This window comes from Frankia sp. CcI156, assembly GCF_001983015.1.
GTDB classification, from domain to species: Bacteria; Actinomycetota; Actinomycetes; order Frankiales; family Frankiaceae; genus Frankia; species Frankia casuarinae.
Genome location: NZ_MOMD01000012.1, coordinates 23,142 through 44,255 on the forward strand (window position 1 = coordinate 23,142; position 21,114 = coordinate 44,255).

19 protein-coding genes are annotated in these 21,114 nt (G+C 70.1%); 8 read left to right on the plus strand and 11 right to left on the minus strand.

All coding sequences use genetic code 11. The features are described from left to right. Positions 1–592: 592 nt before the first annotated feature. On the minus strand, positions 593–1,633 hold the full coding sequence (locus CcI156_RS05510) for an AraC family transcriptional regulator (RefSeq protein ID WP_076804585.1): 1,041 nt from the start codon (positions 1,631–1,633) through the stop codon (positions 593–595). A gap of 244 nt (positions 1,634–1,877) precedes the next feature. Continuing rightward, positions 1,878–2,366 carry a 2,4'-dihydroxyacetophenone dioxygenase family protein gene (locus tag CcI156_RS24530; protein WP_076804611.1) on the minus strand — a complete coding sequence of 163 codons (489 nt, stop codon included), beginning with the start codon at positions 2,364–2,366 and terminating at the stop codon, positions 1,878–1,880. Between the two features lie 239 nt (positions 2,367–2,605). Between CcI156_RS24530 and CcI156_RS05520 the strand changes: the two genes are divergently transcribed. Together CcI156_RS05520 and CcI156_RS05525 are read left to right on the plus strand one after the other, a co-directional pair. Then, positions 2,606–3,751, plus strand: coding sequence for a CdaR family transcriptional regulator (locus CcI156_RS05520; protein WP_076804587.1), 1,146 nt, complete (start codon positions 2,606–2,608; stop codon positions 3,749–3,751). A gap of 170 nt (positions 3,752–3,921) precedes the next feature. Further along, positions 3,922–5,208: an MFS transporter gene (locus tag CcI156_RS05525; protein WP_035941473.1), complete on the plus strand. Its 1,287-nt coding sequence runs from the start codon at positions 3,922–3,924 to the stop codon at positions 5,206–5,208. Positions 5,209–5,381: 173 nt separating this feature from the next. Here the strand turns inward: CcI156_RS05525 and CcI156_RS05530 are convergent, their stop codons facing one another. Further along, positions 5,382–6,323: a CoA ester lyase gene (locus CcI156_RS05530; protein ID WP_083718318.1), complete on the minus strand. Its 942-nt coding sequence runs from the start codon at positions 6,321–6,323 to the stop codon at positions 5,382–5,384. Then, the gene (locus tag CcI156_RS05535) at positions 6,320–7,387 is read right to left on the minus strand and encodes a CoA ester lyase (protein ID WP_076804588.1); all 1,068 of its coding nucleotides are present in this window, start codon (positions 7,385–7,387) and stop codon (positions 6,320–6,322) included. Before CcI156_RS05535 ends, CcI156_RS05530 begins: the two co-directional genes overlap by 4 nt. Before the next feature lie 747 nt (positions 7,388–8,134). Here CcI156_RS05535 and CcI156_RS05540 point away from each other — a divergent pair. Then, a complete protein-coding gene (locus CcI156_RS05540; RefSeq protein WP_011437194.1) occupies positions 8,135–9,337 on the plus strand; it encodes a PLP-dependent aminotransferase family protein in 1,203 nt (400 codons plus the stop codon). Positions 9,338–9,439: 102 nt separating this feature from the next. On the opposite strand, the gene CcI156_RS05545 is transcribed toward CcI156_RS05540, so the two are convergent. Beyond that, positions 9,440–10,156, minus strand: a complete 717-nt coding sequence (locus tag CcI156_RS05545; protein WP_011437195.1) for an SRPBCC domain-containing protein — start codon at positions 10,154–10,156, stop codon at positions 9,440–9,442. Positions 10,157–10,158: 2 nt separating this feature from the next. Continuing rightward, entirely contained in the window at positions 10,159–10,908 is a 750-nt protein-coding gene (locus CcI156_RS05550; protein ID WP_076804591.1) for a helix-turn-helix domain-containing protein, read from the minus strand. 316 nt (positions 10,909–11,224) lie between these two features. Between CcI156_RS05550 and CcI156_RS05555 the strand changes: the two genes are divergently transcribed. From CcI156_RS05555 to CcI156_RS05565, 4 genes are all read left to right on the plus strand, one after another. Next, the gene (locus CcI156_RS05555; protein WP_076804593.1) at positions 11,225–12,271 is read left to right on the plus strand and encodes a siderophore-interacting protein; all 1,047 of its coding nucleotides are present in this window, start codon (positions 11,225–11,227) and stop codon (positions 12,269–12,271) included. Between the two features lie 358 nt (positions 12,272–12,629). Then, complete coding sequence (locus CcI156_RS05560; protein ID WP_254847285.1) at positions 12,630–14,882, plus strand: serine/threonine-protein kinase; 2,253 nt, start codon at positions 12,630–12,632, stop codon at positions 14,880–14,882. Positions 14,883–14,913: 31 nt separating this feature from the next. After that, complete coding sequence (locus tag CcI156_RS25470) at positions 14,914–15,072, plus strand: hypothetical protein (protein WP_175637541.1); 159 nt, start codon at positions 14,914–14,916, stop codon at positions 15,070–15,072. Positions 15,073–15,136: 64 nt separating this feature from the next. Beyond that, positions 15,137–15,355 carry a hypothetical protein gene (locus CcI156_RS05565; RefSeq protein WP_035731883.1) on the plus strand — a complete coding sequence of 73 codons (219 nt, stop codon included), beginning with the start codon at positions 15,137–15,139 and terminating at the stop codon, positions 15,353–15,355. A 102-nt stretch (positions 15,356–15,457) separates the two neighbouring features. Here the strand turns inward: CcI156_RS05565 and CcI156_RS05570 are convergent, their stop codons facing one another. The 4 genes from CcI156_RS05570 to CcI156_RS05585 all read right to left on the minus strand — a co-directional run bounded on the left by CcI156_RS05570 (position 15,458) and on the right by CcI156_RS05585 (position 19,357). Continuing rightward, positions 15,458–16,258 carry a glutamate ABC transporter substrate-binding protein gene (locus CcI156_RS05570; RefSeq protein ID WP_232235038.1) on the minus strand — a complete coding sequence of 267 codons (801 nt, stop codon included), beginning with the start codon at positions 16,256–16,258 and terminating at the stop codon, positions 15,458–15,460. Positions 16,259–16,590: 332 nt separating this feature from the next. Then, a complete protein-coding gene (locus CcI156_RS05575; RefSeq protein WP_235187054.1) occupies positions 16,591–18,243 on the minus strand; it encodes a hypothetical protein in 1,653 nt (550 codons plus the stop codon). A gap of 20 nt (positions 18,244–18,263) precedes the next feature. Continuing rightward, positions 18,264–18,659: a hypothetical protein gene (locus tag CcI156_RS27585; RefSeq protein ID WP_175637542.1), complete on the minus strand. Its 396-nt coding sequence runs from the start codon at positions 18,657–18,659 to the stop codon at positions 18,264–18,266. A 191-nt stretch (positions 18,660–18,850) separates the two neighbouring features. Then, positions 18,851–19,357 carry an alpha/beta hydrolase gene (locus CcI156_RS05585; RefSeq protein WP_232235043.1) on the minus strand — a complete coding sequence of 169 codons (507 nt, stop codon included), beginning with the start codon at positions 19,355–19,357 and terminating at the stop codon, positions 18,851–18,853. 139 nt (positions 19,358–19,496) lie between these two features. On the opposite strand from CcI156_RS05585, the gene CcI156_RS25480 reads away from it, so the two are divergent. After that, positions 19,497–19,646, plus strand: a complete 150-nt coding sequence (locus tag CcI156_RS25480; RefSeq protein ID WP_217697673.1) for a hypothetical protein — start codon at positions 19,497–19,499, stop codon at positions 19,644–19,646. 832 nt (positions 19,647–20,478) lie between these two features. Here CcI156_RS25480 and CcI156_RS05590 read toward each other — a convergent pair. Continuing rightward, positions 20,479–21,090, minus strand: a complete 612-nt coding sequence (locus tag CcI156_RS05590; RefSeq protein ID WP_076804597.1) for a superoxide dismutase — start codon at positions 21,088–21,090, stop codon at positions 20,479–20,481. Between the last annotated feature and the right edge of the window lie 24 nt (positions 21,091–21,114).

Genomic DNA, 21,114 nt, shown 5'->3' on the forward strand with positions numbered 1-21,114 from the left:
GGTGAAATGCGGGCGGATGCTGGGTGACGGCGTCCCCGCCTTCTCCGATCCTCCGACCTGGTCCGATCGACCTGGTCCGATCGACCTGGTCCGATCGGGGTTCGGCCGGATCGGGCCGAGTCCACCCCGCAGCAGGCCCCCACATGGGCTGACCTGGCGGTTCGTCGGACAGTCACGGACCGCGACAAACGAGCGGGTTCACGCTCTGGCCATACAACCGAACGGAATCGCTCACTTTCTGTTCATCTGCGACCCGCACCGTGTCACCCGGAAGTACAGACCGCCCGCCTCGTGGCGGTCTGGCGCGCCCCGACCAGGGTCGGGGAGCGACACGGTACGCCTGGGAGGTTACACGATGAGTCACCTGCTCGCGAATGTGATCATTGAAGTGGTCGGAACGGCCGTGATCCTGCTTCTGACCGGTCTGGTGCGACGCTGGCTGGGCCAACCGGCCGCTCGCCCCGCCTGATCCGACCCAACCCGACCTGATCCAAACCGACCCAACCCGACCTGATCCGACCCGACCTGCCCCGCCGCCGGTCCGGCCCGTCCTGGACATCCGGGACCAGTGCCGGCCGGACGGACGACACGATCAGTCATGCGGCCTGGAGGTCCGGGACGCGGTTCTGGAGGGCTGCGTACCACCGTCCGGATTGTCCCGAAAATCGGGATCTCCCACGTGGGCGAACGGTAAGGCGACCGAATCACGGTAACAAGTCGGCGTCRCACCATRCAGCCGTTTGAATTCTCGACAGAAGTGACTCGTGTCCGCAAAACCCCAACGGCTGGCGATCGCCTGAATGGAGCATGATCCCTCGATCAGGTCCCGGCGGGCTCGTGCGAGTCGCTGRGAGCGGACGACGGCGCTGTAGCTGTTTCCTGTCGCGGCGAAGCTGCGCTGCAGCGTGCGGACAGACACACACTGCGCAGCGGCCGCCGCGGCGGCGCTGACGTCGCGGTGGCCAAGGTTTCGAGCTATCCAGCGTTCCACTGCGAGCCGCAGCGCTTCCCCAGTGATCGCACTCGTGAACGTGGCCTCGGGGCGCACCGCCGCGGCCACCAGCTCCAATGCCGCGTTGCGGGCCGCCGTTATGGTGGGGGCGGGAACCTCGTGCGGGAGGCCGGCAAGTGATGCGACATAGCTGCGCAACAACCTAATCGCGGGAGCGTTCACATCCACCACGAGGTCGGCTTCCAACCACGGGCTCTCCAAGACCTCTTCCAGCGCCACTCTCGGGATTACCAGGGTAATTTTGCGGAAGTGCTCGACAACTTCGAACCGCACCTTTTGCATGCTGTTCCAGATGACGAAGCTTCCTGGAGTGACAACAATCTTCTTGTCCTCGATGGCAAGCCGTTCAGTCCCAGCGGTAGCGAAGAATATCGCGATATTGTCCTCGCTGGTCCGGCTGATCAGATTTCGACTACGTTCACCCCTGCACGGATCACATGCGATATCCAGCAGCGCGATGTCATCGAACCAGCGACGCTCAATCGAGGCACGGTAGGGTAATCGCCCTGGAGGAACATCAGTGTGGAATGGCGTCACCGCGCTGCCCAGGATCTCCTCCCAGCGTCCAGGACGGTCGCGATGGGGTACATCGACGAGGTCGTACGTCTCGTAGATTCGCATGATGGCCTCCTACCGGGAACCTGGGCCGCCGCGCCCGCAAGCATAAGCAGTKGGAAGACGTGGGGGAAGCCCAGGTAAGTCGCGATAGCGGAATCCACGCTCGTGGTGTACGAATAGCGACCGGCTGGCGACTCGTCGAAGGCGAGGGTCGCACAAGGCTCACCAGGGTGGCCAGGGTGGCCGGTGGGACTCGCAAGGCTTACTGGTGGGACCAGCGTGATCACCGGCCCCACCAACCGACTGGCTACGAGAGGGCGAAGCTGGTCAGGTCAACCGGTATGATCCCGTGCTTCCTGCAGTACTCGTTGTATCGTTCGGYGAACGTATGGGCCTGCTCGATGCCTATGATCTCGTCGCTTGGGCCGAGGAAAGCAATAGCTCCTTCAACCGAGATGAACACCTCGATGCCCTCGTCAGGCTCCACAATGAACGTGTGCCTGCTGTTGGCGACCTCGTACACGAAGTCACCCGGCCCCGACACCCAGGCGTGCTCCGCGTACCGCCATTTCCCTCGAACGGTGTAGACAAGCACGCGGCCATAATGGTCGTGCACACCCAGCGAAGCTCCCCCCGGCGCCCGCAGAAGCATTTGCGTCTCGCTCTTGATCARATCCACATGAAGGATCTTTAATTCCACCTCGTTCGTGTAAGGCGTGAACGGAACCCAGGGAAGATCATCGACTCCCGTGTACGWTGGAGCGAAATGTTGGAGGGGATTGACCAGTGTCGTCATCTGCATCTCCTCGGGTGGCTGTCGTCGATCCCTGCCTTCGGAATCGTCTGGATCCGGCGGGGAACAGCCGGCTAGGCGAGCGGTAGGGTTTGATTCTGGACCCACCAAAAGATCCGAGATAGAACAGCGGTGACAGATCCCTGAACATACGCGACAAGCGCGGGTGCCACGCGCGCCATTGGGGCGCGGACCGGGGTGCCGATGACACCRCCGGGCAGGATAATCCCCTGATGATGCGGATGTCCGACGACCGTGTGCGAGAACTCACCGCTGCGCTGGAACACGACGAGGGACTGGTGGATCCCACGATCAAGCGTGTCCGGCGCGAGATCCCGGCCTATGAGGTGGTCCCGACCGAGGCGCTGGTGACGAGCATCCACCGCAACGTCGTGCTGGCGTGCCGCACCCTGCGGGCGGGCGTCGTGCCGCCGAGCTCGGAGATCTGGCAGGCCGAGCGCACAACGCTGGAACGGCTCCGGCAGGGCGTGCCGATCGAGGACATCATGGGCGGCTTCCGCATCTGCATAGCGAGTATCCAGGACCGGCTGGTGGATCGCGCCCAGGAGTTCGGGGTCGACCACCCCGAGTCGCTCACTCTCACCTCGCTGCTGTGGAAGCTGAGTGAMGTGTTCTCCGCTCGTGCGGCGAGCGCCTACCGTGAGTAYGGCCTGTCGCATGCGGTGGCGGACCGAAGGCGCAGGGACGAATGGCTCGCCGGGCTGCTCGCCGGCACCCTGTCTCCGACGCAGATTGAGCAGGGGTGCATCCGCTACCACGTGCGGCGCGACACACGCCTGCGGGCGGTGTGCACTGCCACCCTGTCGGAAGCGGAGCTGGACCAGGCCCTCAACCTGATCAACCAGGGGTGCCGGCGCAGCAACATGGTCCTGCTCCTGGTGCCCTCCCAAGGCCGGCTCGTGGGGATCGTGTCGGGGCCGCCACCCGCGGTCCCGGGGCTGCTGGTCGCCGCCGGGCCCGAGGGGCCGCTGGGCCGGGTCGCGGCGTCCTTCTCGGTGGCCAACGACGTATTGGCCGCGGCCCGACTGCGCCACGACGAGGGCGTGCACACCCTCGAGAGCCTCGGCTGGCGGGTGGCCGTGCCGCGTGCGGCGGACGTGACCGCACTGATGCGGGCCCGCTACCTCCAGCCGCTCCGGGACACCGGTGCGTTCGGGGAGGAAGTCGTCGAGTCGCTCCGCTGCTACCTGGCCAATGGCCGTAACATCCCGCGGACCGCCGAGGCGCTGCATGTACACGTCAACACGCTGCGCTACCGACTAGCCCGGTTCGAGGAGCTGACCGGGCGGTCCCTGGACGACACCGACACCCTGGTGGAACTGTCCTGGGCCTTCCATGCGGAGACGGCAGCCCCGCCGGTTTCGTAGCCGCGTACGAAGCGAAGGGCGCCGCGTTGGCATCCCGCCCGTAGCCTTCGATGTGTCGCACGCCACATCCTGTTGGAAATTCGTACCCGTTACCGGGCCCATCAGAGCTCGACGTTCCGAGCTGGTGGTCTCGGCCCCGCCCAACAGGGGAGCAACCCATGACCGCTTCGATGACAGCAACAACCGGCCTCCGGGAGCGGACCAACCACTATCGGCAGCTCCTGGCCGCCTCCGTCGGCAACGCCGTCGAATGGTTCGACTGGTACATCTACTCGATGCTTGCGGTGTACTTCTCCACGCAGTTCTTCCCGGCCAGCCCGGGAGGCAGCCTGGTGCCGCTGATGTCGACCTTAGCGATCTTCGCCGTCGGATTCTTCGCCCGCCCGGTCGGAGCGCTGATCCTCGGGATTCTCGCCGACCGGATCGGCCGCCGCAGGACGCTCAGCACCACGATTATGGGCATGGGCCTGGGCAGTCTCATCATCGGGCTTGCCCCCACCTACAAGCAGGTCGGGGTCGCCGCCCCGGCACTGCTCCTGCTGGCCCGGCTGATCCAGGGTGCCTCCGCGGGGGGCGAGTATGCCGCGGGAAGCGCGTTTCTCATCGAGTCCGCGCCGGCTGGCCGTCGGGGACTGTACTCGAGCTTCTTCTACATCAGTGCGACCTCGGCCAACCTGGCGGCGATCGGGATCAGCGCCTTACTCGCCAGCACGCTGGACTCGCAGAACATGACCAGCTGGGGCTGGAGGATCCCCTTCCTGCTCGGCTCGGTCGCGGCCATGGTCGGCATGTGGATCCGGACGCACGCCAAGGAGACCCTCACCCAGACGGCGGACGAGCCGGCCGGTGCCCGTCGTGCCGACATGTTCGAGTTCCTCCGCCGGCACCCCAGGGAATCCCTCCAGGTGTTCGGGCTGACCGCGGCCCCGGCCCTGGTGTTCTATGTATGGACCGCCTATCTGCCGACGTACGCGAACATCACGGTGGGCTCCAACCTCAAGCACGGCCTGCTCTCCGGTGTCGTCGCGCTGACCATCTTCCTCGCCCTGCAGCCGGTCTTCGGAGCGATCTCGGACCGCGTCGGCAGGCGGCCGATGCTGCTCATCTTCGGCACCTTCTTCGTGGTCGGCACGGTTCCGATGCTGGCCCTACTGGACGGCTCGACCACCAGACTGCTCCTGGTTCAGATCATGGGGCTGGTGTTCCTCGCCTGCTGGTCGTGCATCTCGAGCGCGGTGGTCGCCGAGCTGTTCCCGGCGCGCCTGCGCAGCTCCGGTATCGGGTTCCCCTATGCGCTCTCCGTCGCCCTCTTCGGCGGCACCGGCCCCTACGTCGCCACCTACCTCGTGGACATCGGCCACGCCGCCTCCTTCGGCTGGTACGTCACCGCCGTCGCCCTGGTCAGCACCGTGGTCTTCAGCCGGCTCCCCGAGACCGCGCACCGGCCCCTGCACTGACCGACAGGAGACATCGCCCGCGAGTCCGAGCGTCCGAGCGTCCGAGCGTCCGGATCACGCTGGCAGGGAACGGTGGTGGCTTCCACCGCGGTGGCTTCCACCGCGGTGGAGGGGCTGTCGCATCCCTACAGCCGTCGAAGCGGCCAGAACGGTCACCGCCAGAACGGTCACCGTCAGGAGGCCGCCTGGCCGTCGGCCAGACCCGCGATGGCCGCGCTGACGGCGAGAATCCGGCGCGCGTTGTCGACGTGCAGGTTCTCGATCAGCCGGCCGTCGACGGTCGCCACTCCGCGGCCCTCGCGTAGCGCCTCCTCCCAGACCCGCACGATCTCCGCGGCCTGCGCGACCTGGGCCTCAGTGGGTGAGAACGTGCGGTTACACGTCTCGATCTGGTTGGGGTGGATAAGCGTCTTACCGTCGAAGCCCATCTCGCGGCCCTGGCGGCATTCCGCCGCGAAGCCGTCGGCGTCGCGGATGTCGTTGTAGACACCGTCGAGGATCACGGTTCCACTCGCGCGCGCGGCCAGCAGACACAGCCCCAGGCCGGTCAGCAGCGGGGCGCGGCCGGGCACGAATTCGGCACGCAGCTCGTTGRCCAGGTCGTTGGTGCCCATCACGAGGACGGTGAGCCGCGGCGACGCCTGGGCGATCTCCTGGGCGCGCAGGATGGCACCAGGTGTCTCCACCATCGCCCATATCATGGTGCGGTCCGGCGCGCCGGCCGCTTCGAGCCCTTTTTCGATCGCGTGGACGTCCGACGGCGACTCGACCTTCGGCACMACGACGGCGTCCGGGCCCACCCGTCCCGCGGCGCGCAGGTCGTCGGCATGCCAGGAGCTGCCGCGGGCGTTGACGCGAACCGTGACCTCCCGGTGGCCGTAGGCGGCATCGGCCACCGCCGCGCAGACCTGCTCCCGGGCGCGCTCCTTGGCGACGGGCGCCACCGCGTCCTCGAGGTCCAGGATGAGCGCGTCGGCCGGCAGATTCCTGGCCTTCTCCATGGCGCGCTCGTTGGCCCCGGGCATGTAGAGGACGGAACGCCGCGGACGGTACGCGGCGGGTGGGCGGCCCGCGGACGGGGAACCCGGGGAACCCGCGGCCGCGGTGCCGGTCATCGTGCCTCCGGCGCGGGTAGTCCGTAGGCCGCCGCGAGCTGCGCGTCCMGGGCGGCGAGGCGAGTGGCGAGAGTGAGGATGACCCGGCACTGCTTCACCGAGGCGTCGTCCTGCATCGTACCGTCCACCATCACGGCACCCGTTCCGTCGCCCATGGCCGCGACGACGCGCTTTGCCCACTCGACATCCGCGGGCTCGGGGCTGAAGACCTTCTTCGCGATGTCGATCTGAACGGGATGCAGTGACCACGCCCCGACACACCCGAGCAGGAACGCGTTGCGGAACTGGTCCTCGCAGGCGAGGACGTCGGCGATGTCACCGAACGGCCCGTAGTACGGCATGATCCCGTTCGCCGCGCAGGCGTCTACCATCCGGGCGAGCGTGTAGTGCCAGGGATCCTGCTGGAACGTGGCTCGGACAGCCGCCGGGTCGTCCGGCCGCGGATCCTGGCGTACCAGGTAGCCGGGGTGCCCACCGCCGACACGGGTTGTCTTCATCCGCCGGTCCGCCGCCAGGTCCGCCGGGCCGAGGGACAGACCCTGCATGCGGGGACTTGCCGCGCAGATCTCCTCGACGTTCGCGACCCCTCGCGCGGTCTCCAGAATCGCGTGGACAAGCACCGGCCGGGACAGGCCGGCCTTCGCCTCCAACTGGGCGAGGAGGCGGTCCACATAGTGGATGTCCTCCGCCCCCTGGACCTTGGGCACCATCACCACGTCGAGATTCTCGCCGATGGCGGGCACGAGCGTGAGCAGGYCGTCGAGCCCCCAGGGTGAGTCGAGGCTGTTCAGGCGGATCCAGAACTGCGTCTCACCGAAGTCCGCGCCGTCGACGATCTTTATCAGGTTCTCCCTGGCAACGATCTTGTTGTCCGCTCGGACCCCGTCCTCGAGGTTCCCGAGCAGCACGTCGACCCGGGGGATGATCTGCGGCAGCTTCGCYGCCATCTTCTCGTTGCTCGGGTCGAAGAAGTGAATCATCCGGGACGGCCGCCACGGGATCTCGCGAGGCGGGGGTGGCGCCCCCACGGCGAGGGGAGCGAAGAAATCCTTGGCGCTGCGCATGTGAAATCTCCCGGGAAGGAACCCTGGCCGGTGCCGGGTGACCGGCTCCCGGCGACCAGCGCGACACTCAGCGTCGACGACGCCCGACTCCGCCGGACTGTATCAGTTTGATGTCCGACACGCTCCCCTGATCATCTCCCGCCCGATCGCGACCGTCGAGGTCATGGTCCAGTCGGCAGGCATTCTCTGCGATCCGGGCGCTCTATTTCTGTTCCATGAGTTCCGCATAAACCACTGCGACAGGAGAATTCCCCGTCGCCATTCCGTCCAGGTCCGCAGTCTGGCTTTCTCCGTGCGGACGTCTTACCCACACCGTCGGCGTTCGGTGCCTGTTCACGAGCAGCCCCCTCAACCAGCCTCCCCTCAACCAGCCCGATCGGAGACATCGTCTGCGCCCGATACGAAGGGGCATGATGACCTCTGCCATCCCCGGTCCGGCCMGGGCGTCGGCGTTCGCGCTGTTCTCGTCGTCCGCGGGTGCCGGGCTGGCCGGCGGCCCGTCCTCGCCGGTGTCCTGCTCGACCACTTCTGGTGGGACTCGATATTCCTGGTGAACGTGCTGCTCGGCCTGCTCGGAGTCGCGGGCGGCCACGTAAACCGGCGCCGATGGCTATGATCGCCAGAAAGTCCAGGATGCGGGAAGCACAGTCCACAGGCTGGAACGCCGCTGTACGGCCGTCCCGGCGGTTGGCGGCGAGTGGTCGTGTACGTCGGGGAGAACCCGGAGAAGGAGTTCGAGGAGCCGCCATGACCAACGCCGCTCCACCCGCCGCTGCGGTGCCCGGTCTCGCCGCCCGAGCCGGCGCCGTGCGCACCTCGCCAGTGCGGGAGATCCTCGCGCTGACCGCCCACCCGGAGGTGATCTCCTTCGCCGGCGGTCTACCCGCTCCCGAGCTCTTCGACGCCGACGGAATCCGGCGCGCCTACGACCGGGTGCTCACCGAGGARCCGCGGCGCGTGCTGCAGTACTCCGCCACGGAGGGCGACCCGGACCTGCGCCAGACGGTCGCGGAACGCCTGGCGCGCCGCGGCCTGCCCACCCGAGCGGACGACCTGCTGATCACGACGGGCTCGCAGCAGGCCCTGACGCTGCTGTCGGCGACGCTCGTGGAGCCGGGTGACGCGGTCCTCGTGGAGGATCCGACCTATCTGGCTGCCCTGCAGTGCCTCGGCCTCGCGGGTGCCCGGGTGGTGCCCGTCCCCACCGACGAGCACGGGATCCTCCCCGACCGGTTGGCGGAGACGGTGGCCCGCGAGCGTCCCAGACTGCTCTACCTGGTGCCGACCTTCCAGAACCCCACCGGTCGGACGCTGTCCGCGGCGCGCCGCGCGGCCGTCGCCCGGGTGGCCGCGGAGCAGGGCCTGTGGATCGTCGAGGACGACCCCTACGGTGAGCTGCGCTTCCAGGGCACGCGGGAGCCGTGGATCGCGTCGTTCGCCGACGCCGCCGACCGCACCGTCCTGCTCGGCAGCTTCTCCAAGATCATAGCCCCAGGGATGCGACTGGGCTGGCTGCGGGCCCCGGCCATGCTGCGGCGGGCCTGCGTGATCGCCAAGCAGGCCGCGGACCTGCACACCTCCACGGTCGATCAGGCCGCCGCCGCCCGGTATCTGGCCGACGCCGACCCCGACCTGCACATTGCTCGGATGTGCGCCGCCTACCGCGAACGCCGCGACGCGCTCCTCGACGGGCTCGCCTGGGCGCTGCCGCCCGGGAGCAGCTGGAACCGGCCCGAGGGCGGCATGTTCGTCTGGGCCCGCCTCCCCGATGGTCACGACGCCACCGCCCTGCTGCCCGGCGTGGTGGAGCACGACGTGGCCTACGTTCCCGGTGCTCCTTTTTTCGCGGGGCCGCCGGACCCCGCGACGCTGCGCCTGTCCTTCACCACGCACCCGCCGGTGGAGATCACGAAGGGGTTGACGCGGCTGGCACGGGCGTTCGGAGTATGACCGTCATCCCTGACCGGGTGCCGGTGCCGGCCCGACACGAGCCGGCGGAGATCGACGAAACGGCGGGGACCGACGAAACGATAGAGACCGCCGCAAAGGCGCTTAGGCGAACACGTCCTGTAGCCAGTCGGTCCAGGCCTGGGTGGTCTTCGCCTGGTCGGCGCCGGGGGCGAACAGGTGCAGGGCGATGCCGATCGGGGCGCCGAAGGCGTTGCGGCCGAAGAAGCGGTACAGCCCGTCGCCGGTCCGCAGGCCGAGGAAGTGGGGATGCAGGTAGTCGACCACGGCGTCCAGCGGGTCGATGCCCGGGAGGGTGACGCGCACCGCGTCGCCCTGGCCGACCTCGTCGGCGACGCCGAGCTCGCGGCGCAGCCGGACGAACGCGTCCGGCGCGGTCGAGGACGCCGGCGCGTCGGCCGCGACGTAGGTCACCGGCCGGCGACTGAAGTACCGCAGGTACTGGCCGAGCGTGTGCAGGTAGAAGTCGGTGTGCTGGCTGGCGCCGTCGTACTGGTTCTCCCAGTCGTCGACGAAGATCCCGCTGTGGACGTAGCGGAAGGAGGTCGTGCCGCCGTCCCGGCCCTCGATCACATGTTCCAGCTGGTTGAACCAGCCATCCGCACCCTCCACCCGGGTGACGAGGTGGTGCGGCGGATCCCAGACGGTGACCGTGCCCCCGAAGGGCGCGGCGCCACCCTGGCGGGGCTCGAACTCCATCGGCCACAGCCATCCGCCGTTACCGGTGGTCACGGCGTCCCAGTACTCCTCCGGGGAGGTGGGCAGCACGCCCTCGCGGCGGATCTCGAACCCACGGGACATCTCTAGTTCTCCTTGGTTGCGGTGGGGCCATCGGTTCCGGTGGGACCGGCTGCGCTGGTAAGGCCGGCTGCGCTGGTGGGACCGTCGATGCCAGTGGGACCGGCGGTGCCGAGGCCGAGGATGCCCTCTCCCGCCTCGGATCCCGCATTGGACCCGACAGCCACCCGCTCGGGCCGCGTGACGCTCGGGTGCAGGGCGACGACGAAACGGTGGGAGCGCCCGCCCGCAGCGGTGGTGTCGTGGTACCTGCCGACGAGGGCGGCAACCGTCTCCCCGAGCTCCGCGGCGAACGCGGCGCGGTCCGCGGCGGAGGCGAACCGGATCTCGCTGTCGATMGCGAACGTCGCCAGCCGCTGCCGGGCGGCGGTGGCACCGGTGAGGAGGTCGCCGATCTCCCGCACCAGCCGGGCACCGAGCGCGAGCAGCCATCGGGCAGAGCGCTGATCCGGCGACCGGCCGGGATCCGGGGCGACCGCCGGCAACGCGGTCGGCGAGATCACATAGGAGGCCGCCGTCRCCCGTAATACGCGCTCGGTGCAGTTGCCCCTTCTGCGTTCCTCGACGAGTTCGACCAGCCCGTGACGCTCCAGGGCCCGCAGGTGGTAATTGACCCGCTGACGTGACAGCCCCACGGGAGTGGCCAGGGTGCTGGCCGAACCCGGCTCCGCGAGCGCGGCCAGCAACCTCGCCCGGACCGGGTCGAGCGCGGCCCCCGCGGCGGCCGGGTCATCGATCACTGCGACCTCCAACATGCGCCTCATCGTCCTGCCGAAAATTTTCCTTGTCAAGGAGGACAATCATGTCGGAGCAGATCCGGAGCAGATCCGGAGCAGATCCGGAGCAGGCCCGAAGCAGATCCGGAGCAGGCCCGAAGCAGGCCCGAAGCAGGTACGGAACGACCGTCGCGCCCCTCCGCGAGTCATCGCCCGAATGGYGGGGCGTAGGTTCGTCCTGAAATGCCACCCGGGCTCGCGGAGGTCGGGACAGCCCCGTCTCGGGCCTGAAGCCCGTCCGTGCGGGCCAGGACCAGTCCAGCCCGCGGTCACGAGAGACAGGACGCAAGAACCGATGTCGACCTTCGGGCCGGACTCCTCCGTACCATCCACGCCACCATCCACGCCCCACCCGACCGGACTACCGGACGGGCGCGACGGCCGCCCGTCGACGTCGGCGGAAAACCGGCCCGCGCCGCGGCGCGCCCGGCCGGCCCCGCGCCGGCTGCGGGTCGTCCGCGTCACCCCGCTCACCGGGGACATGGTGACGGTGACGCTCGGTGGGCCGGCGCTGGCCGGATTCGCGCTGCCCCGGGCCGCGCAGCACGTGAAGATCTTCCTGCCGGCCGACGGGCAGACCGAACCGACCGTTCCGAGCTGGGGGCCGGACGGACGACCCGTCTTCCCGGCGGGTACGCCCCGCCCGATCGTGCGGACCTACACCCCGCGCCGGTTCGACGCTGAGGCCCTCGAACTGGACATCGAGATGCTCCTGCACGGCGAGGGTCCGGCCGGGCGGTGGGCGGGTACCGCTCGGCCCGGTGACCATCTCGCCATCGCCGGACCGGGGGGTGGATACGAGGTGCGGACGTCGGCCGCGCATCACCTGCTCGCCGCCGACGAGACCGRCCTGCCCGCGCTGGCGACGGTGCTGGAACGGCTGCCCGCTCGGGTACCGGTGACCGTGGTGGCGGAGGTTCGCGACGCCGGCCGCCGACGGGCTCTCCCGGTCACCCCCGCGACGACCGTCACCTGGCTGCACCGTGACGGCGGGGTTCCCGGCACGCTGCTGGCCGAGGCCGTCGAGGCCGTACCCCTGCCCGCCGGCACCGCGGCCTGGGTGGCCTGCGAGGCCACGGCGGTACGCCGGATCCGCCGTCACCTGCTCGCCGCGGGGCTGGACCGCGCCGACCTGTCGACCCGCGGCTACTGGCGGCTGGGTGCGGCGGACCATCCCGATCATGACTACGGGGAGGGCGAGGYGGCGGATGTCACCCGTGGCGGCGAGGGACGGATCGATCGGCTGCGCCGCACCCTCGGGCCGCTGAAGCAGCGTGCCGAAACCACCGCGCGCGGCCTCGGGGCGACCGTGAAGGCCCGCGCCGTCGAGCGCCGGCGGTGACCGGGTCGGCACCGGCTTCGACCACCCGATCCTCGACCACCCGATCGTGGGCGCGGCATTTCGGTGGGACGCGTCCCAGGGCCCTCGCCCGCCAAACTCGCTCTCCAAACAACCCGTAGCCGATGCAACCGGGCTCCGTCACGGCGGACAACCCGACCGCATGGCAGGCTGGTCGCGTACCAGCGCACACCGCCCGACCACGGGGATCCACCGCGCCACGGCATTCCGACAAGCCGTCGCACGGACAAGGCGACGAACGGACCGGACGACGGCGGCTCGGGGACGACCCGTCGGGGAATGACGGCACGGTGGCGGGTGGACCCGGTACGCGAATGGTGCCCGTTGGCGAAGAGGGGCCATGACGGAGGACAGCGCGAGACCCGTTGCCGGGCCTCCCATCGTCGGGGAATCCGGGTCGGTGAATCTGCCGGCTCCCCGGGTGACCGCGCTACCCCGGCGGTTCCCGGCGCCCGGCKCCCACCGTGATCCGCTCCGGCTCCCACACCTGGTCGGCCCGCCCCCCGGTTCGACCCCGCCCCTCCTGGACGCGCCCAGCGTTCCCACGGGCCTTCGGGAGTGCGCCGGGTGCGGCGCGCCCGTGGCCCGGCCGGGCCACGACGAGCAGGACGAGCAGGACGAGAGCGTCGCCCTGGAAGGCAGCTGCGCGGGATGCGGCCACCGCTACTCGTTCACCGTCAAGCTGCGACCGGGCGAACGGGTCGGCCGCTACACCGTGCACGGCGTCATCGCGCACGGTGGGCTCGGCTGGGTGTATGCCGCGACCGACGACAACCTCGGCGGCGACGGCGTGCGGGCCTGGGTGGTGCTCAAGGGCCTGCTCGACGCGGCGAACCCGGAGGCGCGTCGGATCGCCGAGGGAGAGCGGCGCATTCTGACCACGGTGTCCCATCCGGGCATCGTCAAGATCCTCGACTATGTCACCCACCATGGCGAGGACTACATCGTCATGGAGTACGTGCCGGGGGTGTCCCTGGCCGGCCTGGCCGAGGTCGKGGTGGCGGGACCGGACGGGCGGTCGGCTCCGCCGTCGGYCGCCGACGTGATCCGCTACCTGCTGCGGGTGCTTCCGGCCCTCGGGCATCTGCATCGCCTCGGGCTGGTCTACTGCGACCTGAAACCGGAAAACGTGATGGTCACCGCCGAGGACGTCAAACTGATCGACCTCGGCGGGGCGCGCCGGCTCGACGACCGCGTGTCGGGATACCTGTCCACGCCCGGCTACCGGGCCCCCGAACTCGACGACGACGGGGAACGCCCGGCGGRCATCGCGCGCACCGCGCCCACGGTCACCACCGACATCTTCGCCRTCGCCCGGACCCTGGCCCGTCTCGTCCTCGGCCGGTTCCCGGGCTTCCTCGGCGCCTACCGGCACGCCCTGCCGCCGCGCCGGGCCCATGCCCCGTTGCGGGACTTCGAATCCCTGGACCGGCTCCTGCGCCGAGCCACCGCGACCGATCCCGACCAGCGCTTCCAGAGCACCACGGAGCTCGCCGACGAACTGGTGGGGGTGCTCTACGAGATCGTGGCCAGAACGGAGGGGCCGGTCCCCCCGTTGGCCAGCCGGTGGTTCGACGCCGTCGGGCACCCCACCGGGGAGGCGGGGCCCGCCGGGACCCCCGCATGGTGGGAGGTCCTCCCCGATCTGCGGATCGACCAGGACGATCCATGGGCGCCCGGACTGACCGCCGGTTCGGACGAGGAACCGGCCTCCCTGGCCACCCGGCTGGCGGCGATCGTCCCGAGGACCACCGAGGTGCGGCTGTCCCTGGCCCGCGCCCAGATCCGGGCCGGGCAGCTCCATGAGGCGGCGGGCACCCTGGACGACGCGGCCGTGGAGCAGCCGCGGGAATGGCGGGTCGACTGGTACCGGGGCCTACATGCCCTCGTCGGAGGACGACCGGCCGTGRCCGCCGCGGCGTTCGACCGGGTCTACTCCCGGGTCCCCGGGGAGCTCGCTCCGCGCCTCGCCCTCGCGACCGCACTCGCGGACGTGGCGACCACCGCGGACACCGCGGACACCGCGGACACCGCGGACACCGCGCCTGAACGTGACGCGGCCCGGCACCGGGCCGCGGCCCTGTTCGACGTCGTCTCCACCATCGATCCGAGCACGACCAGCGCGGCGTTCGGGCTGGCCCGATGCCGGACCGATCCGACTGACAAGATCGACGCTTATCTACGGGTCCCTCCGTCGTCCGCCGCCTACACCGCGTCGCGGATCCGCATGATCGGGGTGCTCGTCGGCCTGGCCGCCCGACCAGACCGCGCGGCCTCGGGATCGGCGGCCCTGCATCGGGCGGCGACGATACTGGCCGATCCAAGGCTCGACCTGGGCGAACGACGCCGGGCCGAACTGCACCGTGACCTGTTCACCGCCGCCTTGGCCCTCGTCATGACCTACCCGGCCGCCTACCCGGCCGCGGATGCGCCCCGGCCACCGACCCTGCTCAGTCGGGTCATGGTGGAACGGGACCTCCGCTTCGGGCTGGCCGAGACCTACCGGGAGATGGCCCGGTTGGCCGGTGACCGGGCGAGCCGGGTCCGCCTCGTCGACCAGGCGAACCGCATCCGGCCCCGCACGCTGCTCTGACGGTGGCTTCCTTGCTCATAGGCACTGAGCTGTGGAGCTCGGCGATATCACCTCCGAAGGTATCCAGCGAACCCTGGCCACCAACCATCTCGCGCCGTACCTGCTGCTGCGCTCGCTGATCGGCCCCATGAGTGACCGGCCAGCGCGCTTCGTCGTGGTCGGCGGCTCACCGGCTCCCRCATCACGGTGAACGGCGCTCATCCGGGCATTATCAGCAAGACGGACTCGGCCGAGATTCCCGCGGCGCACTGCGGGTGTTCAGCGCGATGCTCGATCCGTTCAGGCCTGGCCCCGACGTCGGTGCCGATACGCCGGCATGGCTCGCGACCAGTCCCGAAATCAATGGTGTCAGCGGGCGTTTCTTCGTCCGGCACGAGACGGTCATAACCGCATCGCACACCACCGACGTCGCGCGCTGCAACCAGCTCTGGGACGCCGGCGCACGGCTTGTCGGTCTACCGTCCGAACTGTGACAACCATCGGGGCTCGGGCACCAGGGCTCGGGTGCGCGTCATTCATCATGAATCACCGGTTTCGATCTCGTGGCTCGCCCGGCCCGCCAGCTCACGGCCCGGTCAGGGACGGCCACCGTCGAGCAGCGGGGGGCGGCCGGGTACGCGTAGGCCCGGTCGCAGCCACTCGTCATACAGGCGGGACCAGGTTCCGTCGAGCATGATCTCGCGAAGCACGCCGTTGACGAACGCGACGAACTCGTCGTCTCCCGCCGTGTCCCCGGTGATCGGCATGGCGATACCGTAGGGCTCGTCGAGCCGGCCGCCGGCTTCGAAGTCCGCGCCGAAGGCGCTCGGCCCGAGCACCGTCGTGTAGGGGTCCTGGGCGGCCAGTCCGGCGAGGAGGACATCGTCGCCGGCGATCGCGTCGACGTCACCGTGCTGGAGCGCGACCAGGCAGTCCGCGAGGCGGGCCCGGGTCACCGGTCGGGGTCCCGGCGCCGGCAGCCGCGCCAGCTTCTCGCTGGACGTGCTCCCCGCCGACGAGCAGACCGGCCGTCCGACGAGATCGGCGATACCGCGGAACCCGGCGTTCTCCCGAACCAGCAACCGCAGGGTCGACTCGTAGTACACGTCGGAGAACCGGACCTGCCGCTTGCGCTCGCAGGTGATGGTCATGGTAGCCACGAGCATGTCGACCATGCCGGAACGGAGCAGGTCCTCCCGCTCGGAGGTGGTGACGGCACGGAACTGGACATGATCGTCGACCCGCTCGGCGCCGAAGATGGCCGCTGCGACCGCGCGGGCTATGCCGACGTCGAAACCCTCCAGTCGCAGGGTGCGCCAGTTCATCAACCCGGCCGGGGGCGCGTCGGTAGCGATGCCCACGCGCAGGTAGCCGCGGTCCCGCGCGATCGCGCGCATGCGGCTGCCCACCGGCATCCGGCCGGGGGGAGGCATCGGGGTGAGGGGTGGTTCGCTCGACCGGAGCGGTCTGCCATCCCGGCGACAGGTTCCATCCGGGTTGGCCGATTCCGCCGACGCCCGCGTGGGCTCGGCGTCCGGCACCGGTGATGGCGGCATCGGGGCGGCCTCCAGCGGAAGGGGGCTACGGGCGGTACTGCAGCCCGTACCGCCCACGAGGACCATGCAGCCAACGAGGATCCCCCCAAGCAGCGGGCCCACTGCCCCCGTCGGGATGGAAGGGTGCCGGCGGGTGGTCCGCCCGGTCCGGCGCCCGGTCCGACCGGGCGGGCTCACAGGTACTCCCGGAGCCGGGGCCACATCCCCGCCGCGGCCGCGACGATCGCGGTGAGGACAAGCGCCGGGCCGGCCAGCTCGAGATCGCRCAACGCCGCGGCGGCCCGGCGGACATCTCCTTCGAACCTGCCCCGGGCGGCGTCGATCGCGACGTCGAGCTTGCCGAGGAAGCTGGTGAACGCCGTCGTGCCCGGCCCGAGGGTCCGGGTCACCGCCTGTCCGAACGTGTCGGAGGAACGCGGGTCCCCGACGGAGGAGCCGGCGTCTCCCGGTCCTCGCGCGGCCGCGACGACCGAGTCCGGTGACGAGGCCAGCAGAGCCACCACCGAGGCCCGGCTACGCAGCCAGGAGCGCAGATCGCTCTCGAGTCCCGCCGGTATCCCGGCCCCCCCGCGCGCGTCGAGGGCGACGACGAGTGAACCACGACGGGTGACCGGTTCGGGCGGTAGGCGGTCACCGGTCACGTCGAAGCCGAGGCCTCGGGTCACCCAGGCGAAGTGCTCGTCGAAACGGGTGCCGTTGCCGAGCGCCGTCAGCGAGAGGTTCTCATCGACCCGTGCCTCCAGAGCCAGGGTCTTCGATCGGGCGAGCAGGCTCATCGGTCGATACCCGGAGTCCTGCGCGGTGTCAAGACGGGTCTGCTGGGTCCCGAAGGCGACCGCGGTCCAGGTGACCGTGGCCAGGATGCACCCGGTGCCGAGCAGCAGGCCCGGGTTGACCAGTCGGTTCGTGCGTCGGACCAGAAGCAGCTGGACGCCGACGAGCGCGATGATCGCGAGGGCGGCCGTGATCACGATCGCCCATTCCCCCCGTGAGCCGGTGGCCTGCTGGTAGGCGGTGTCCACCGCGTCGGCGTACCGGGCGACGAGCACCTCGGTCGCCGGAAGGATCTCCGTGCGCATCATCGTCGAGGCGGCCCGCAGGTTGGCCTCGCCGACGGACAGCCCCGCCCGGTTGTTCGCCCGGGCCCGTTCGACCATCCCGTTGTAGACGGGAATGCCGCCGGCAAGCACGTCCAGGGGGCACGACGAGGCGATCCGCCCGGACGACGGCCGGGTCCCTGCGCCGTCGGGTCCGGGTGGCGGCGCCGCGGGGTCGGACCAGGGCGGGTCCGCGGCGCACAGGGCCGGGTCTAGTCGGCGCAGGTCCAGGACGTCACGGGCGGCATCGGCGACACTCGCCTCGAACAGCCCACCGTTCTTGATCCGATCATAGCGCTGCCGCAGCTCGGCGGCGGACTCTCCCCTGCCGACGAGAAGCTCGACGGGCGCGAAGACCTCCGCCGCCGCGGCGGCATCCGCCTGGGAGAGGGCGGCCCGCAGCTCCTGAGCCGTGGCGAGCGCTCGGCCGTGCCGACTCACCAGGCCGTCGGTCGCGTCCAGCCGATGAGTGACCACTCCGTGCAGCGTCAACCCGAACAACGCGAGCGCGACCACGAGAAACGCCAGCAGCCCGACGAGCCGGACACCCGCGTCGCATCGCGCCGCGATGCCCAGCACGGCCCGCGCGAGCCGCGTGCCCCACCGCGCTCGCGGGCCGCCCGGGCCACCGGGCTCCCCACCGCCACGGCGACGACGCGCGGTCGCTCGGCGACCGGCCGGGGAGGCTCCCCCACTCTGCGTGGGCGGCAGCGACGTTACAGCCGTCACAGCAACTAAGCGTACGCGCTTCACCCCGATCCGATTACTCTAAGCAACGACGAGGGGCTCGTATCGCCGGAACCGGCGGGAACGTTCCTCGGCGCGCAGCAGGTCCAGCCAGCGAGCCTGCATAGCCGCCAGGCTGCCCGCCGCACCGATCCGCACCGATCCRCACCGGGGTCTCGCAGCTGTGGATCAACCCACCCGCCCCGCTCGACCAGCGTCGTCAGTCGGCGCGCGACGGGCAGCCGACGCATGACGACCATGTGATCACGCAGGAGGCCGGCCTCGTCGCGGACGTCCGCGACGGCGAGGTACACGTCCGGCGCCAGCCGCCGGTTGAGGGCCACCTCGGTCTGGCAGGCGTCTTCCCGTGCCTGTCGCCGTCGCAGGTCCACGGATCCGACCACGACGGGTTTGGGCATCTTCAGGACCCGCGGGGGTCCGGCGGCGGTGTCGTCAGCAGTGCCCTGCCGGGACGGACCAGCCGATCCGCCGGATGTCACGCCCGGCTGGCCGTTCGGCCCTTACCGAGTGGGCCGAACGGCCATGCCGAGTATGCGGGCGGCGACGATCACGACCCGCTGCCCTCCCCGGGCCGGCAGACCCGCCGGGGTCAGGCCTCGCGGAGGGACTCCAGGAAGAGCAGGGTCCGCGCGGCGACGCTGCGACGCCCCGGACCCGTCAGCACGTCGTGGCCGCCCGGGACGACCACGAGCTCCGCCCGGGACGCGGTGCGCGTCGTCATCCGGATCAGGGGTAGCGGGCTGACCTCGTCCTGCGCACCGTGGATGAGCAGGATCGGGAGGTCGGGCAGGGCACGCGGCAACGGTTCCTCGATGGCCACCCCCGCGACGGGAACCTGCAGGAGCGGCAGGCCGACCATGATCACACCGTCGGGACGTACCGCGGGGGAGGCGGCCATCGCCAGCGCCGCGAGGGCCCCCGTGTCGGAACCGAGGAGGACGAACGGGACACCCGGCACCCGGTTCTCGGCCACCGCGGGCACCCGGCGGCCACCGTCGGGAACGACGGTCACCAGGTAGCCGTCCAGCGCGAGCCGATCGGCGAGAAGGTGGAACGGGCCGGCCTGCTCACCGCGCCCGAGCAGCACCGCGACCACGGCACGCACGTATTCCCCGGGTGCCCCTCCGGAGGCGGGAKAGGCCGCCGGGAGCCGACGCGTCGACGGAACCGGGGTCGCGGCCGGGACGGCGGTGGACGCCGGAGAGACGATCGACGCCGGAGAGACGATGGGTGCGATGGGTGTCGCGGCCGGCCTGCCTGCGGTCGGCACGACGGAGTTGCCCCGCTGCGGACCGACGATGGTGCGGGCGCGGGACTGCCTGCCCGCCGCGGACGAGGTGGGCGAGGTGGGCGAGGCCATCCGTGGATCATCGACGGACAACTGAGTGGTCGGCGACGGCATCGGCGCCAGATCTCCTTCGGACGAAACGGATCGTCGCGGCAGACGGGCCGGACGTGCCGCGTGCGCGGCGTCGAGGTGACATCAATCGTTGATCTCGCCTCGGAGACTCGGTGAGGGTTTGAGGACGCGGAGAAGGCTTGAGGACGCGGAGAAGGCTTGAGGACGCGGTGAAAGCTCGCGGACGCGGAGAAGGCTTGAAGAGTGGGAGAGGGAAGGTGTCCGGCCCGCCGATGATCGGTCCGACGGCCCGGYGACCGGAGGGACACGCGGCTGCCGCACGTCGCCTGCCGGCGAACGTCAGGAGCTCATCGGGCTGCGGAGGATGCCGAACCGCTGGCCGCCCGCGGCCGGGACGGATCGCTCGGCTCGGGACCGCCGGCAGGCTCGGGACCGCCGGCAGATCAGCGACAACGTCGCCAGGACGACGGCGACGGAAGGATCTCGGACTGGCGTCGATCGGGCCGGAGCACGTCCACGAACATGTCTACTACCCTGCGTAGCGGGAAGGGAAGCCGTCAAGCCGTTCACGGTGTGTCGTACATCACTCCACGACACGCCGACCAGACGCTGACGTGACGTCGACCGAAAGGTGTCCGGTCGGCCGGACCGGCGGCAAGGTCAGCTGGGAAGCCGGCCGCGAAGCCGGTGACCGGACCTCGTGGCCCCCGCCCCGAAACACCGGAAAACGACGACAAGGGCACCGCCGGAGGCGCTGCCCTTGTCATGATCCGTACACATTTTTCGCGCACGTTTGATGATCAACTATCTCGGCTCTCCGGGCACGGTCCTGTGCCTCGGGGAACCAGCCCGCACGGTCAGGCCGCCGCCGCGCCCTTGGCCTTCACGAAACGGGCGGCCACGTCGGCCCAGTTGACGACGTTCCACAGGGCCGCCACGTAGTCGACCTTGACGTTCTTGTACTGCAGGTACCAGGCATGCTCCCAGGCGTCGAACACGAGCAGCGGGGTGTTGCCCACGCCGACGTTGCCCTGGTGGTCGTACACCTGCTCGATGAGCAGACGTTGCGCGGTGGCGTCGTAGGCCAGGACGCCCCACCCGGAACCCTGCACCGTGGTGGTCACCGCGTTCAGTTGCGCCTTGAAGGCGTMGAAGGAACCGAAGTCGGCGGCGATGGCCTCACCGAGCGCACCGTCCGGCTTGTCCCCGCCGTCCGGCGAGAGGTTCTCCCAGTAGATCGAGTGGAGAATATGCCCGGAAAGGTTGAAGGCGAGCGTCTTCTCCAGGCCCACGATGGCACCGAAGTCGCCCTTGTCGCGCGCCTCGGCGATCTTCTCAAGGGTGTCATTGGCACCCTTGACGTAGGTCGCGTGGTGCTTGTCGTGGTGCAGTTCGACTATCTGCCCGATAATGGACGGTTCCAGAGCACCGTAGTCGTAGTTCAGGTCCGGCAGCGTGTACGTCGCCACTAGCGCACGATCCTTTCCATTCAT

Coding starts and splice junctions, on each gene's coding strand:
- CcI156_RS05525 (WP_035941473.1), top strand. CDS start 3,922: ATGACAGCAACAACCGGCCTCCGGGAGCGGACCAACCACTATCGGCAG.
- CcI156_RS05545 (WP_011437195.1), bottom strand. CDS start 10,156: ATGTCCCGTGGGTTCGAGATCCGCCGCGAGGGCGTGCTGCCCACCTCC.
- CcI156_RS05570 (WP_232235038.1), bottom strand. CDS start 16,258: ATGCGCGCGATCGCGCGGGACCGCGGCTACCTGCGCGTGGGCATCGCT.
- CcI156_RS25480 (WP_217697673.1), top strand. CDS start 19,497: ATGGGTGTCGCGGCCGGCCTGCCTGCGGTCGGCACGACGGAGTTGCCC.